Origin of the sequence: Leifsonia sp. AK011, assembly GCF_013410945.1 — a bacterium.
Taxonomy (GTDB): Bacteria; Actinomycetota; Actinomycetes; order Actinomycetales; family Microbacteriaceae; genus Rhodoglobus.
On sequence record NZ_JACCCH010000001.1, the window covers coordinates 868800 to 884383 of the forward strand.

Annotated in this window: 11 protein-coding genes; 10 read left to right on the forward strand and 1 reads right to left on the reverse strand. The window is 68.2% G+C overall.

The window, feature by feature from the left end; all coding sequences use genetic code 11:
• Positions 1-26 precede the first annotated feature (26 nt).
• Complete coding sequence (locus HDC94_RS04350) at positions 27-2339, forward strand: ATP-dependent helicase (protein WP_179495197.1); 2313 nt, start codon at positions 27-29, stop codon at positions 2337-2339.
• Between the two features lie 3 nt (positions 2340-2342).
• Positions 2343-3800 (forward strand): RNB domain-containing ribonuclease, encoded by a 1458-nt coding sequence (locus HDC94_RS04355; protein ID WP_179495199.1) that lies wholly within the window; start codon positions 2343-2345, stop codon positions 3798-3800.
• Here the strand turns inward: HDC94_RS04355 and HDC94_RS04360 are convergent.
• Complete coding sequence (locus tag HDC94_RS04360) at positions 3797-4513, reverse strand: oxygenase MpaB family protein (RefSeq protein ID WP_179498828.1); 717 nt, start codon at positions 4511-4513, stop codon at positions 3797-3799. The genes HDC94_RS04355 and HDC94_RS04360 overlap by 4 nt on opposite strands.
• Positions 4514-4675: 162 nt before the next feature.
• Here HDC94_RS04360 and sucC point away from each other — a divergent pair, with 162 nt between their 5' ends.
• The 8 genes from sucC to HDC94_RS14425 all read left to right on the forward strand — a co-directional run bounded on the left by sucC (position 4676) and on the right by HDC94_RS14425 (position 15523).
• The gene (gene sucC / locus HDC94_RS04365; RefSeq protein WP_179495201.1) at positions 4676-5839 is read left to right on the forward strand and encodes an ADP-forming succinate--CoA ligase subunit beta; all 1164 of its coding nucleotides are present in this window, start codon (positions 4676-4678) and stop codon (positions 5837-5839) included.
• A 37-nt stretch (positions 5840-5876) separates the two neighbouring features.
• Complete coding sequence (gene sucD, locus HDC94_RS04370) at positions 5877-6767, forward strand: succinate--CoA ligase subunit alpha (RefSeq protein WP_179495203.1); 891 nt, start codon at positions 5877-5879, stop codon at positions 6765-6767.
• A gap of 65 nt (positions 6768-6832) precedes the next feature.
• Positions 6833-8404, forward strand: coding sequence for an alpha/beta hydrolase (locus HDC94_RS04375; RefSeq protein WP_179495204.1), 1572 nt, complete (start codon positions 6833-6835; stop codon positions 8402-8404).
• Positions 8405-8433: 29 nt separating this feature from the next.
• Positions 8434-8916 (forward strand): hypothetical protein, encoded by a 483-nt coding sequence (locus HDC94_RS04380; protein ID WP_179495205.1) that lies wholly within the window; start codon positions 8434-8436, stop codon positions 8914-8916.
• Positions 8917-8929: 13 nt separating this feature from the next.
• The gene (locus HDC94_RS04385; RefSeq protein WP_218870440.1) at positions 8930-10126 is read left to right on the forward strand and encodes a DUF6350 family protein; all 1197 of its coding nucleotides are present in this window, start codon (positions 8930-8932) and stop codon (positions 10124-10126) included.
• Positions 10127-10135: 9 nt separating this feature from the next.
• Entirely contained in the window at positions 10136-10720 is a 585-nt protein-coding gene (gene purN, locus HDC94_RS04390; protein ID WP_179495206.1) for a phosphoribosylglycinamide formyltransferase, read from the forward strand.
• Positions 10720-12309 (forward strand): bifunctional phosphoribosylaminoimidazolecarboxamide formyltransferase/IMP cyclohydrolase, encoded by a 1590-nt coding sequence (gene purH, locus HDC94_RS04395; RefSeq protein ID WP_179495207.1) that lies wholly within the window; start codon positions 10720-10722, stop codon positions 12307-12309. The genes purN and purH overlap by 1 nt, the downstream gene beginning before the upstream one ends.
• Before the next feature lie 139 nt (positions 12310-12448).
• Positions 12449-15523 (forward strand): metallophosphoesterase family protein, encoded by a 3075-nt coding sequence (locus tag HDC94_RS14425; protein ID WP_218870441.1) that lies wholly within the window; start codon positions 12449-12451, stop codon positions 15521-15523.
• The last annotated feature ends 61 nt before the right edge of the window (positions 15524-15584 follow it).

The following is a 15584-nucleotide window of genomic DNA, read 5'->3' on the forward strand; positions in this document are numbered from 1 at the left end:
GCGCTCGCCCGTAGAATCGTGGGGTCATGTCATCCGTGCCCCTTCTGCCCCCGCCGGACGACGAGCCCCTGCTCGCTGGCCTCAACCCCCAGCAGCGCGAGGCTGTGCTCTACCGCGGACAGTCGCTGCTCATCGTGGCGGGCGCTGGCTCCGGCAAGACGAGCGTGCTCACACGGCGCATCGCCGGTCTGCTGAAGTGGCGGGAGGCGTGGCCGAGCCAGATCCTCGCGATCACGTTCACCAACAAAGCCGCGGCCGAGATGCGCGAGCGGGTCAAGGCGCTCGTCGGCGACGAGGCCGACGGCATGTGGATCTCGACGTTCCACTCCGCGTGCGTGCGCATCCTGCGACGCCAGGCGGAGTCGATGGGGATGAAGCAGAGCTTCACCATCTACGACACCGCGGACTCCCGCGCGCTCATGAAGCGGATCATCAAGGAGCTGGACGCCGACACCATGGGCTTCACGGTCAGTGGTGCGCTCAGTCGTATCTCGCGGCTCAAGAACGAGCTCACCGACGTTGACGGCTTCGCACGCAACGCCAACCTCTCTGACCCGAAGGAGGCGCTGCTGCTGGAGATCTTCCGGCTGTACACCGCGTCCCTGCGCCGGGCGAACGCCCTCGACTTCGACGACATCATCGCCGAGACCGTCTACCTGTTCCGTGCGTTCCCGGATGTCGCGGCGCTCTACCAGAAGCGGTTCCGCCACGTGCTCGTCGACGAGTACCAGGACACCAACCACGCGCAGTACGCGCTCGTGCGGGAACTCGTCCGGGCGCCGGCGCTGAGCCCGGATCCCCTTCGAGAACCTCAGGGAGCGATCGGCGGCGCATCCCTCACCGTCGTCGGTGACAGCGACCAGTCGATCTACGCGTTCCGCGGCGCCGACATCCGCAACATCGTCGAGTTCGAGCGCGACTTCCCCAACTCGAAGGTCATCCTGCTCGAGCAGAACTACCGCTCGACCCAGAACATCCTCGATGCCGCGAACGCGGTCATCTCCAACAACTTCGACCGCAAGGCCAAGAACCTCTTCACCGTCGTGGGTTCCGGCGACAAGATCGTCGGCTACACCGGCTACTCGGGCCATGACGAGGCGCAGTTCGTCGCCGACGAGGTCGAGAAGCTGCGGGATGCCGGGGCGAGCTACAACGACATCGCCGTCTTCGTGCGCACCAACTCGCAGACACGACCGCTGGAGGAGATCTTCATCCGCTCGGCGATCCCGTACCGGATCCCCGGGGGCACCAAGTTCTACGAACGCGCCGAGGTGAAGGACGCCTTCGGGTACCTCATCCAGGTCGCCAACCCCGACGACGACCTCGCCCTCCGCCGCATCATGAACGTGCCCAAGCGGGGCATCGGCCCCGCAACGGAGGCGGCGATGCAGGCACTCGCGGAGCGCCAGGGTATGCCGCTGCGAGAGGTGCTGCGGGATGCCACGGCTCTCGGCCTCGGCCCGAAGGTCACCGCTGCCATCACCGAGCTGGGGCAACTGCTCGACGATGTCGCGAACACCATCAACACGGCAGCGCCCCATGACATCCTGACCGCCCTCCTCACGCGTTCTGGGCTGCACGCCTCGCTCAAGAACTCCGGCGACCCGCAGGACGAGGCCCGCGCCGAGAACCTCGAGGAGCTCGTGTCGCAGGCCAAGGAGTTCCGGGTCAGCAACCCCGAGGGCACCCTCGTGGACTTCCTCACGAACGTCGCGCTCTTCTCCGCGGCCGACGAGATCGACGACCACGACGGGTCGGTCTCGATCATGACGCTCCACACCGCGAAGGGCCTCGAGTACGACTCAGTGTTCCTCACGGGCCTCGAGGAGGACCTGCTGCCACATCGCATGTCCACGAATGAGCCCGGCGGCCTCGCCGAGGAGCGTCGGCTCTTCTACGTGGGCATCACGAGGGCTCGTAAGAAGCTGTTCCTCTCGCTCGCGACGTCCCGTGCGTCGTTCGGCGACGTGTCCGTGTCGATGCCGAGCCGTTACCTCGCCGAGATCCCGGGTGACCTCATCGAGTGGCGCGACTCGGGCGGTGGCGGGTTCCGGTCCGGATTCCGCGGGGTGCGAGCCGCACCGATGCGCGAGTCGTACGGCGCGCTGCCGCCGGCACCCAAGGCGAAGACCGAGTGGGCCACCCCGATCACGGGCAAGGTGCGCGACAACGGAGATCTCACCCTCGCGGTGGGTGACCGCATCCGACACACCGATTTCGGTGACGGGCGTGTGACCGCGGTCACAGGGAACGGGCCGAAGACGGTTGCCGAAGTGCAATTCGACGTGGCAGGCCGCAAGCGCCTCCTCGTGAAGATCGCTCCTATCGAGAAGCTCTAATTCGTGAAGCCCACGCCGCCCGAGGAGCGGGTCCTCGTGCCCCGAGCTCGGCAGCGGGAGGGTGCGCTGGCGGCGAGGCTGCAGCAGATCCGCGAGGAGCTCGAGCTGCCGGAGTCGTTCCCTGAAGCGGTGGAACGTGAGGCGCGGGAGGTCGTGGCATCCGTCGAGCCACCCGAGCTCGACCTCACCGATGTGCCGTTCGTCACCATCGATCCTCCCGGCGCGACCGACCTCGACCAGGCGTTGCACATCGAGCGCAGCGAGGACGGCTACGTCGTGCAGTACGCCATCGCGGATGTTCCGGCATTCGTGCCGCCCGGTGGCGCGATCGATACCGAGGCCCGTGAACGCGGGCAGACGCTGTACGCGCCCGACGGGCGCATCCCGTTGCATCCGCCGATCATCAGCGAGGATGCCGCGTCCCTGCTGCCGAATCGAGTGCGGGGCGCCTACGTCTGGACGTTCCCGCTCGACGAGGACGGCGAGGTCAGCGCCACCGCCCTGCAGCGCGCCCGGGTGCGCAGCACCGCGCAGCTGACCTACGAGGAGGCCCAGGCGCTCGCCGACTCTGGCGACCCGCTCCTGGGCCTGCTCCGTGCCGTCGGGATGCTGCGGCTCGAGGTCGAGCGCGTGCGAGGTGGCGCGAGCCTGGGCCGCCCCGACGAGGAGGTCGAGGTGATCGACGGTCGCTACATGCTCGCCCAGCGTGCACCCCTGCCCGTCGAGCAGTGGAACGCGCAGCTCTCGCTCATGACGGGAATGGCCGCGGCCCGCGTCATGCTCGACGGTGGTGTGGGCATCCTACGGACCATGCCAGCGCCGAGCCCCGAGACCATCGAGCGGTTCCGCCGCCAGGTCGCGGCCCTCGGACGCCCGTGGCCGGAGCACCTCGCCTACGGGGAGTTCCTCCGCGCGCTGGATGTCTCCAGCCCCTCCGGTCTCGCTGCAGTGCATGCGGCGGCCGCCCTCTTCCGGGGAGCGGGCTATACGGCCTTCGACGGCGAGATCCCGGAGGAGACGGTGCAGGCCGCCGTTGCCTCGCCCTACGCGCACGCCACGGCACCCCTGCGCAGACTCGTCGATCGCTTCGTGCTCGTGACATGCGAGGCGCTGCTCACCGGCAAGCCCGTTCCTGACTGGGTGCGTGAGGCGCTCCCGACGCTTCCGAAGATCATGGGACGCACCGGCGGCATCGCCTCGCGACTCGAGAGGGACTCCGTCGCCGCGATCGAGGCGGCCCTTCTCCAGGCGCACGTCGGCGCCGAGTTCGACGCGGTGGTGATCGCCGCCCGCGAGTCGAGCATCACCGTTCAGGTGGTGCCGCTCGGCGACGGGACGTTGGATGCCGCGGGTATCGTCTCCGCGTCCGTGGAGGCAACGGCGACCCCGGGCGACACGGTGCGAGTGCGACTGGTGGCCGCCGACATCCCGACCGGCACGGTCACCTTCGCACTCGCCTAGCCGCTCGTTCTGAACCGCTTCAGGTAGTGGCGGGCGGGCCAGGCGCGCAGCCCGTGGGGCAGACGGGGGTAGATAGAGCGGGTGCGCCGCACGAGCCGGTCGAAGCGCTCCTGGTCGTGCTCGAGCCCGTACGCGTCACGGAGTTCGGGCGACAGGAGGCCCGCCGTCACCACTCGCACGGTCGGCATGAGAGCGCGCAGCCACCAAGGGCCGCGAGGATGCAGCAGGTCACGCGCAATCCCGCGTGCATCGTCGCCCACCTCGAGCGGGTAGGAGCTCCAGTACTCCGCGAAGGCGGCACGGCTCGACGGCCACATCGAGCGCGGAACGCCGAGCGCCGTGGCGGCGATCGAGTACTCGGCGAGGAGCGATTCGGCGACCTCGGGGGAGTCCGGTCCCCAGACGAGCTCCCGCACCCGTATCGCCGTGTCGTAGAGGGTTGCAGCCACCCAGAGCTGGAGTGCGGCATCCGTCGCTCGCGGCACGCTCCGGTGCGCGGCGCCCACCGTCCGCGCTATGCGCCTGGCCTCCTCGGGGGTGCCGTAGACGATCACGGCGAGATAGGTCAGTGTCCCGTTCAGCCGGTCGAGCGGGCGCTCGGCGAAGGTGCTGTGCCGGGCGACTCCGCGCGCGACGGCGGGATCGGCGACCTGCAGCAGGATCGCCGCAGCGCCCCCGGCAAGCAGGATGGCTTCGCCCGAGGTCTCTCGCATGGTCGCCACCCCACCATCCTCGCCCCGAGCCGCCCCGGGCGCAGGTAGCCCCCAGCGGGAGCGGGTAGAGTTCTCTGTGGCCCAAATGTCTCGATGTCGAGTTATTTCCAGGCAGCGAGCGGGCCTCTTCCCCACACCGACGCGCGATTGGACAAAAGCAGCGTGGATCTTTTTGAGTACCAGGCTCGGGACCTCTTCGAAAAGTACGGTGTACCCGTACTGAAGGGCATTGTCGCCGACACCCCAGAGGGCGTTCGCGCCGCAGCAGAGCAGCTCGGCGGCGTGACCGTCGTCAAGGCGCAGGTCAAGGTCGGCGGCCGCGGCAAGGCTGGCGGCGTCAAGGTCGCCAAGACCGCGGATGACGCGGAGGAGGCGGCACGCGCCATCCTCGGTCTCGACATCAAGGGCCACGTCGTGAAGCGCGTCATGGTTGCCGAGGGCGCCGACATCAAGGAGGAGTACTACTTCTCCGTCCTGCTCGACCGGGCCAACCGCTCCTACCTCTCCCTCTCGAGCTTCGAGGGTGGCATGGAGATCGAGCAGCTCGCCGAGGAACGCCCGGAGGCCCTCGCGCGCATCGAGGTCGACCCCGGCACGGGCATCGACCTGGAGAAGGCGAAGCAGATCGCGATCGACGCGAAGTTCCCCGCCGAGCTCGTCGACAAGGTCGCTCCGGTCTTCGTGAAGCTCTACGAGGTCTACAAGGGCGAGGATGCCACGCTCGTCGAGGTCAACCCGCTCGTGCTCACCGGCAGCGGTGACATCGTCGCCCTCGACGGCAAGGTCTCGCTCGACGAGAATGCCGGCTTCCGTCACCCCGAGCACGAGGCACTCGAAGACACGGATGCCGAGGACCCGCTGGAGGCCAAGGCCAAGGCCAACGACCTCAACTACGTGAAGCTCGACGGCGAGGTCGGCATCATCGGCAACGGTGCCGGTCTCGTGATGTCCACCCTCGACGTGGTGGCCTACGCCGGTGAGAAGCACGGCGGCGTGAAGCCCGCCAACTTCCTGGACATCGGCGGCGGTGCATCCGCGACGGTCATGGCCAATGGCCTCGACGTGATCCTCGGTGACCCGCAGGTCAAGAGCGTGTTCGTCAACGTCTTCGGTGGCATCACGTCCTGTGTGGCCGTGGCCGAGGGCATCGTCAAGGCCCTCGAGATCCTCGGGGATGCCGCGACCAAGCCCCTCGTCGTGCGCCTCGACGGCAACCAGGTGGAGGAGGGCCGCGCGATCCTCGCCGCGGCGAACAACCCACTCGTCACCCTCGCAACGACCATGGACGACGGCGCCGACAAAGCGGCCGAACTCGCCTCCCGCTGATTGAGCTCGTCGAAATCTCACTAAGGACTAACTAGAAATGTCGATCTTCCTCAACAAGGACAGCAAGGTCATCGTCCAGGGCATCACCGGCGGTGAGGGCACCAAGCACACGGCCCTCATGCTCAAGGCGGGTACCCAGGTCGTCGGTGGCGTCAACGCCCGCAAGGCTGGCACGACGGTCGAGCACGATGGCGGCGTGAGCCTTCCCGTGTTCGGCTCGGTGGCCGAGGCCATCGAGAAGACGGGGGCGGATGTCTCGATCGCCTTCGTTCCTCCCGCGTTCACCAAGGACGCCATGATCGAGGCCATCGACGCCGAGATCCCGCTGCTCGTCGTCATCACCGAGGGTGTGCCCGTGCAGGACACCGCGGAGGCCTGGGCCTACGCCCAGGCGAAGGGCAACAAGACCCGCATCATCGGCCCGAACTGCCCCGGCATCATCACGCCCGGTGAGTCGCTCGTGGGCATCACCCCCGCGACGATCACCGGCAAGGGTCCGATCGGCCTCGTGTCGAAGTCGGGCACCCTGACCTACCAGATGATGTTCGAGCTCCGCGATCTCGGGTTCTCGACCGCCATCGGCATCGGCGGAGACCCCATCATCGGTACGACGCACATCGATGCGCTCGCCGCGTTTGAGGCTGACCCGGAGACCAAGGCGATCGTCATGATCGGCGAGATCGGTGGCGACGCCGAGGAGCGCGCTGCCGACTTCATCCGTGCCAACGTCACGAAGCCCGTCGTCGCCTACGTTGCCGGTTTCACCGCCCCCGAGGGTAAGACCATGGGCCACGCGGGCGCCATCGTCTCCTCCGGAGCTGGCACGGCGCAGGGCAAGAAGGAGGCCCTCGAGGCCGCCGGCGTGAAGGTCGGCAAGACGCCGAGCGAGACCGCGTCGCTCATGCGCGAGGTCTTCGCGGCTCTCTAGTTCGAAGCATCCCCTCGGCTCCCGCTCTCGGCGGGAGCCGAGGTTTCGCACGGTACTCTCGTGCTATGCAGACCCGTACCGTCGCGGTGGCAGCGTTCGCCGCTACTGCACTCCTCGTCCTCTCCGGTTGCAGTCTGATCCCCTCTCCGGATCCTGTCGCCGAGCCGGTGAACTCGAGTACCGGTGAGGATGTCGCTCCCGAGCTGGAGGAGTTCTACCACCAGTCGGTGCGCTGGGAACCGTGCGTCATCGGGCGAGAGTGCGCGACCGTCTCCGCTCCGCTCGACTGGGAGAACCCCGCTGACGGGTCCATCGAACTCGCGGTCATCCGCAGCATCGCCGGCGAGCCGGACGACCGCGTTGGCTCCCTGCTCGTCAACCCGGGTGGTCCAGGTGGCTCCGGCTGGGACTACGTCGCCGCCGCGAACTTTCCCGGTATCTCCGACCGTTTCGACATCGTCGGCTGGGATCCCCGCGGTGTCGGTCGTTCGACCCCCGTGACCTGCTACACGAATGCCACCGACCGCGATGAGTCGCTCTACGGCAGGTACGACAACGACTACGGCACGCCCGGGTGGATCGACGAACTGACCGCGAGCAGCGAGGAGTACGCCGCCGCCTGTGAAGCACAGACCGGCGAACTCCTCTCCCACGTGGACACCTCGAGCACGGCACGTGACCTCGATATGCTGCGTGCGGTCCTCGGTGACGAGAAGCTCAACTACCTCGGATACTCGTACGGCACCCGGATCGGCGCGACCTACGCGGAGCTCTATCCGGAGAAGGTCGGCCGCATGGTGCTCGACGGTGCGATCGATCCGCTGCTCAGTGACTTCGACATGCTCAAGGCGCAGATGGTCGGCTTCGAGCGTGCCTTCTCGAACTACCTGGAGTTCTGTTTCGAACGCGACGACTGCCCGTTCACGGGAACCGTGGACGAGGCCAAGGCGCAGGCCGAGGCGCTCATCGAGTCCGCGGGCACCGCGGGTCTCACCGCCCCCGATGGCCGCGTGCTCGACGAGGCAACGATCGGAACGGCGATCGCCGCGAACCTCTACTCCAAGGGCAGTTGGCAGGACATGAGCGGCATGTTCGTCGACCTCAAGGCCGACGACCCGATCACGACCTTCGTGGCCGCGGACCGCTACAACTCGCGCAATCCGGACGGCAGCTACAGCGGCAACTCCGTCGACGTCTACCAGGCGGTCACCTGTGCAGACGGGGACTTCGCGGATGACGCGGCATCCACCCTCGACAGGGTCGCCGAGATCGACGCTGCCGCCCCCACGATCGGGCGCTTCTTCACCTACGACGACTTCGCCGTGCTCGACGTGCTCTGCTCGAACTGGCCGGTGCCGACGGTGGACCAGCCGGCGAGCTACGAGGCCGAGGGTTCGCCGACGATCCTCGTGATCGGCACGAGCAACGACCCCGCGACCCCGTACGCCTGGGCCGAATCACTTGCGGGCCAGCTCTCGAAGGGCTTCCTCGTGAGCTACGAGGGCGAGGGCCACACCATCTACAACCAGGGCGTGCGGTGCATCGATGACGCGGTCGACGTGTTCTTCAACACGGGAACGGTGCCGCCGAAAGACCCGAAGTGCGAGGATCCGAACATCCCCGTCGAATACAACTAGCGGGAGTCCGGGCCGGTACCGTAGAGCCCATGGGCTTTCGTGAATGGGTGGGTACTCGACTGGTCACGGTCGACTCCATCTACGGGCTCATCCTGTACGCGGCGCTCATCGCGGCGGTCTCCGATGATGAGTCCCATCCCGTCGAGGTGCTCTTCTTCTCCCTGTTCTCGCTGATCATCTTCTGGGGCGCCCACGTCTACGCGGGCACGATCGTCAATCACGTCGGCAACTCCCCGCTCCACGTGGCGATCGGCAAGGCCATGAGGCACTCGAGCGGCATGCTGCTGGCGGCGATCCTGCCCTCGATACCTCTCCTGCTCGGCGCGTTCGGGGTGCTCGATGACGACGATTCCGTCGACATCGCACTCCTCATCGTCACGATTCTTCTGGGCGTGCTCGGGTACATCGCCCTGAAGGCCCGCGGCGCCAATATCGCCGTCCGCATCCTCGGCGGTATCGGCTCCGCGCTGTTCGGCACTCTCATCATCGCGCTCAACGCGGCCGTTCACTGATCGGCCTCCGCCCGTGATTTCGCGTCCCCTCACCGCAGTCTTTGCCGCCCTCGAGGCACTCCTCGTGCTCGCGATCGGTGTTGCCATCCCGCTCACGCCCCTGACCGTACTGTGGGTGGTGCAGTTCGGCTTCGGCGCCGACTGGGCCCTCTTCTGGCGCACCGCCGTCGATACCTGGCTCATCGGGCATGGCGTGGATGTCACGTTCACCCTCGATCCCGCACTCGCAGCGTCCCTCGGCCTGGCCGGGGCCGACCAACCGTTCACTGTGACGATCGCCGCGCTCGGCTTCGCCCTCCTGACCGCCCTCCTCGGCGTCCGGGCAGGGCGACGCATCGCGGAGACTCGGTTTGCGACGCTCGGCGGGATCGTCGCCGCTGCGACCTTCGCCGTGGCATCCCTCGCGGTCGCGGCATCGGCACTCGACGACCTCGCACGGGCCTCGCTCGTCCAGGCCGCGATCCTTCCCGTGCTCTTCTTCGGTGGCGGGATGCTCGTGGGCATGAACCTCGCCCGCCGTGATCTCGGGCTGACGCCGATCCTGAGGGTGCCGGATGCACTGCCCGACGTTCCTCGGGCACTCATCGCCACGTCGCTCCGCGGTGGTGCGGCGATCGTGGCGCTGCTTCTCGCGATGGCCTCGGTCGTCACCACACTCGCGATCCTCTTCTCCTACGCGAGCATCATCACGCTCTACGAGAGCCTGCACACGGAGGTGCTCGGCGGCATTCTCGTGACGGTGGCGCAGCTCGCCCTCGTCCCGACGATCGTGGTGTGGACGGCGAGCTGGCTGGTCGGACCGGGCTTCGCGCTCGGCACCGGGTCGCTCGTGAGTCCGCTCGGTACGAGCCTCGGCCCGATTCCGGCCATTCCCCTCCTCGGTGCCCTGCCGTCCGGTGACTCGGCGTGGGGCTTCGTCGGGATTCTCGTCCCGATCGTTGCGGCTTTTCTCGCGGGTGCGTGGTTCGGTCCGGGCATCCGTCGGCGGCTCAACGGCTACTGGGTCGTCGTTGCGGCTCTCGCGATGGGTGTCGTTGCCGGCATCGTGCTCGGGATCCTCGCGTGGTTCGCCTCGGGCGGTGCTGGCCCGGGTCGTCTCGTCGACGTTGGCCCGAACCCCTGGGCCGTCGGCGGGTGGGCTGCCCTCGAGTGCGCGATCGGCGCAGCGATCGGTATCCTCGCCGCGCACCGGCTTCCGCGCCGTCGGTAGGCTGTACCGGTGCTCACACTCGTAGTCCTCATCTCGGGCGGCGGGTCCAACCTCCGCGCTCTCCTCGAGGCATCGGACGATGCCGAGTTCCCGGCCCGCGTGGTCGCTGTCGGGGCCGATCGCCCGGCGGACGGATTCGAGCACGCCGAACACTTCGGCATCCCGACCTTCTCCGTCGTTCGCTCCTCGTTCGAGGATCGCGAATCGTGGGGCCAGGAGCTGCTCGAGCAGATCCAGCAGTGGAACGCCGACCTCGTCGTGCTGAGCGGGTTCATGACCCTGCTCCCGGCGGCGGTCGTCGATGCCCTCTCGCCAAATCTCATCAACACGCATCCCGCCTATCTCCCCGAGTTCCCGGGAGCGCACGCCGTGCGCGACGCGATCCTTGCGGGGGCGACCGAGACCGGTGCGAGTGTCATCGTGGTCGACAACGGTGTCGATACCGGTCCGATCATCGTGCAGGAGCGGATTCCGGTTCTGCCCGGCGACACCGAAGCCACGCTCCACGAGCGCATCAAGCCCGTTGAGCGACGCCTGCTCATCCAGACCGTGCGCGACGTCGCAGCCCATCCCCGACTTCTTGAGGAGCTCTAGTGTCCGGCCCCACCCACGATCCCGCCAGCTACCGCGAACGCGACGTCATCCCGATCCGCCGGGCGCTCGTCTCCACGAGCGACAAGTCCGGGCTCGTCGAGCTTGCGACCGCCCTCGTGGGTGCAGGCGTCGAGATCGTCTCCACGGGATCGACCGCAGCGACGATTCGGGATGCAGGGCTCCCCGTCACCGAGGTGGCCGAGGTCACCGGGTTCCCGGAGTCCCTCGACGGACGCGTCCGCACTCTCCACCCCTCGATCCACGCAGGGCTCCTCGCCGATCTGCGCCTCGAGTCGCACGAGAGGGAACTCGACGCTCTCGGCATCCAGCCCTTCGAGCTCGTGATCTCCAACCTGTACCCGTTCGTGCAGACCGTGGCATCCGGTGCGTCCACGGCTGATGTGATCGAGCAGATCGACATCGGGGGCCCCGCGCTCGTGCGTGCCTCGGCCAAGAACCACGCGAACGTGGCCATCGTCACCTCGCCGGACAGCTACCCGCAGGTGCTCAAGGCGCTCACGCTCGGCGGCACGACCCTCGCCCAGCGCCAGCGTCTGGCCGGGGAGGCGTTCGCCCACACGGCAGCGTATGACGCTGCGGTCGCCGCCTACTTCGCGGCGGAGGTGGGTATCAAGCCGCCCCAGTCGACTCACCCCGGCACTGTGCGCTACGAGTTCACCCTCGCGCACGAGCTGCGCTACGGGGAGAACTCCCACCAGGAGGCCGCGCTCTACCTCGACCCGGCAGGACACGGCATCGCCCAGGCGACGCAGCTGCAGGGCAAGGAGATGTCGTACAACAACTACGTCGACGCGGATGCCGCGCTGCGTGCCGCCTACGACTTCGACCAGCCGGCCGTCGCGATCATCAAGCACGCCAACCCGTGCGGCATCGCCATCGCGGACACGATCGCCGAGGCTCACGCACTCGCGCACGCCTGCGACCCCGTTTCGGCCTACGGCGGGGTGATCGCTGCCAACCGCGCCATCACGCGCGAGGCCGCCGAGTCGATCAAGGACATCTTCACCGAGGTCATCGTCGCGCCGAGCTTCGACGAGGGGGCGCTCGAGGTGCTGGCGGCGAAGAAGAACCTGCGCCTCCTCCAGCTGCCGAGAGGCTACTCGCGAGGCACGAGCGAGCTCCGCCCGATCTCGGGTGGTGCCCTCGTGCAGACCGCGGACACCTACGAGGACTTCGACTCGTCCACGTGGCAGCTCGTCGCCGGGGATGCCGCGGACGACGCCACCCGTGCGGACCTCGAGTTCGCGTGGCGGGCAGTTCGGTCGGTCAAGTCGAACGCGATCCTGCTCGCCCACGACGGTGCATCCGTGGGGGTCGGCATGGGTCAGGTCAACCGGGTGGACTCGTGCAGGCTCGCCGTGTCGCGGGCGGGGGAGCGTGCCGCGGGGTCGGTTGCGGCATCCGATGCGTTCTTCCCGTTCGCCGATGGTCTCGAGATCCTGCTGGAGGGTGGCGTGCGGGCGGTCGTGCAGCCCGGCGGGTCGATCCGCGACGAGGAGGTCATCGCCGCTGCGCAGGCCGCCGGCGTGACGATGTACTTCACGGGGGAGCGGCACTTCTTCCACTAGGTCGGTACGAGAAGTGCTTTCGCGCCGGAAGTAACGTTCAGTACCGCGCAGCGCTGCCGTCCGTACACCTGCGGGTCACCTGCGGGACGTGTGCCCTCACCAGTGTTGAGAGGTCCACGAACCCAAAGGATCCTCCCGCATGTCTCTTGCACGCATTCTTGCTGCGGTCACGGCGACGACGCTCGTCGCGACCTCCGCGCTCTTCGGCGCCACAGCGGCCGGTGCCGCCCCGCTCGCGCCCCAGTCGGTGAACGCCGCCGACCCCACTCCCGAACGCGTCGTTCTCACGCCGCCCCAGGACCCCTCGACGGCGCAGTCGTTCACCTGGCGTACCGGCGCCGACGTCGAGGCCGGCACGGTGTGGATCCGCAAGGTCGGCACCACGGAGTGGCGCACGGCGGCGGCCCGCGCCAACGAGCGCCTGCTGACCGGTGGAATCGAGACGCGCACGCACTCCGTGACCATCGGTGAGCTCACGCCCAACACCGAGTACGAGTACCAGGTGGGGACCGACTCGGCGAAGTCGGCGATCTACCGCTTCACCACGGCAGGGGCGGCGGGCGACCCGTTCACCTTCATCTACTTCGGTGACGCACAGAACGACCTCGCGGCGAAGTGGAGCCCCGTCGTCGACCAGGCCTACGCGAAGTACCCGGATGCCGTCGGCACGGTCAACGCGGGAGACCTCATCAACAACGCCGACAAGGACACCGAGTGGACCGACTGGTTCGGCGCGATGGACGGGCACAGCCAGACCTCCAACGTGATCGCGGCCCCCGGTAACCACGAGTACAGCGGCGACTCGTTCCTCAAGGCCTGGAAGTCGAACTTCGAGTACGACGCCAACGGCCCGAAGTGGGACGGCAACACGGGCACGACTGACGCACAGAAGCAGGAGGCGGCCTACCGCGCGCAGATGGAGATCGCCCTGCGCGAGACCGCCTACTACACCGACTACCAGGGCGTGCGCTTCATCTCCCTCAACGCGAGCCGCAGCCAGGCCATCGCGCTCATGACCCCCGAGGTGCTCCCGCCGTGCCTCATCGGTTGCCCCAACCCGACCGACCTGTGGCTGCAGATGCAGGGCGAGTGGCTCGACAGCATCCTCGAGAACAACCCCAACCAGTGGGCGGTTGCCGTCTTCCACCAGCCGGTCTTCTCGACCGCGGTCGGCCGTGATGAGGCCGATGTTCGTGCCGCCTGGCTTCCCGTGTTCCAGCGCAACGACATCGACCTCGTGCTCATGGGCCACGACCACACCTACGCGCGTGGCTACGTGAACGCGGATGCCACGGCAACGCCCGGCATCACGACCGGCCCGGTCTACGCCGTGAGCGTGTCTGGCCCCAAGTACTACGACCAGCAGCCGGTGGACAACAACGTCTGGACCCAGAACGGCGCGACCCAGGTCATGCGCGCGGGTTACACGTCGACCTTCCAGGGCATCACCGTCTCGGGCAACACACTGCGCTACGAGTCGATCGTCGCGGCCAAGTGGGGCAGCGGCGCCGAGGAGTCCACGACGGACGTGCCGATCGGCGGAACGCTCGACTCCTTCACGATCACCAAGTACGACGGCGGCACGAAGTACGTGACCGAGGACGGCGTTGCGATCCCCGGGCCCGGCGAGGGCCCCGACCCGGTCGACCCGGGCACCCCGACGACACCCGAGGAGCCGGCGGGAACCCCGGCCGAGGTGGCCCTGGGCTTCCAGAAGGTGGGGAACGTGGCATCCACGTTGTCCGGTCCGTCAGCGCTCGATGAGGCCCGCGGCATCCTCTGGGTGAGCGACGCGACCCCCGACAGCGTCGGCCGCGTGAACGGCATCAGCGTGGCGACCGGCGAGATCGTCGACCACTTCGACGTGGGCGGCCCCGTGATCGACATGAGCTACGACGTGCAGCTGTCGGGCGTGGTCGCGGCCTACAAGACGAGCAACGGCAAAACCGCCGCGAACGGCTACTCGACGGCGGCGGGCAGCGTGGGCGCCCCCCTGCTCGACGACCCGATCGTGCTGCCCTACGCGATCACCGGCATCGGGATCGACGCGGGCTCCGGAGTCGTCTACTTCTCGCTCGCCGTGGGCGCCATCCTCGCGGTGAACGCCGAGGAGGGCGACATCGTCGGCCAGTACCCGGTGGGTGCCGGAGTGGGGCGGATGCGCGTGGATGCCGCCACCGGAAACCTCTACGTTCTCTTCACCGGCCAGAGTTCGAGCGAGCTGCGCATCCTCGCGGGACGCAGCGCGATGGCGAACCTCGGCAGTTACACGCTCGAGCCCGGTGCTGCTGGCGTCTCGGTCGACCCGAAGGCCGGTCTCGCGATCGTCGGACACGCGTCCGGAGGCTTCACGGCAGTCGACGTGCTCGGCGCGACGGCGACCCGATACGCGAACGCGGACTTCGGTACCGGGGTGACCTCGGTCTCCACCGAGTCGGCGAAGGGCCTCATCTACGTGACGACGCCCACGGGCATCGTCACCGTCGGCCGCGAGCAGGCGCCCCGCATCACCCAGTCGCCGGAGCGTGCGACGATCGCAGCCACCGGCACGACGACGCTTGCGGCTGAGGCGTGGGCGGTCCCGGCGGCCGCTGTGCAGTGGGAGCTGCGCAAGCCCGGTAGCACCGTGTGGGAGACCGTCGCCGGCGCCACCGAGCGGACGCTCGATGTCACGGGCCTGAGCACGGGCGTGCAGTACCGCGCGGTGTTCTCGAACGAGATCGGCGGCGAGGAGTACTCGACGGTCTCCGCGACGGCGACGATCTGGTCGACTGTCCCCACGGAGCAGCCGCAGCCGATCACCCCGACGAGCACCAACAAGGGTGATGGCATCACCGCGACGGTCACGGGTGGCCTCATCACGGTGTCGCTGGGCGAGGAGTGGGAGGGTGCGTGGATCGGCTCGATCATCCACTCCGACCCCGCCTTCCTCGGTTGGCGCGTGGTCACCGACGGCACGGTCGTCATTCCGGTCCTCGCCGGCATGACGGGCGAGCACCGGGTCGCACTGCACGACGCGAACGGCGAGATGATCGGGTGGGCAGCGGTCTCCATCCCGACCCCCTCGGGTGAAACCCCGCCGAACCAGCAGGGACCGGGCACCCAGGCACTCGCCTCGACGGGCCTCTCGATCGACGGCGGCCTCGTGCTCGCCGTGATCCTGCTCGCAGCGGGCGCGATCGTGATCGTCCGTCGCAGGATGACGCGCGCCTAACGCTCGACGAACGACTCGGGGCTGCCCGGCTCAGGCCGGGTGGCCCCGACGTTCTCGTGGG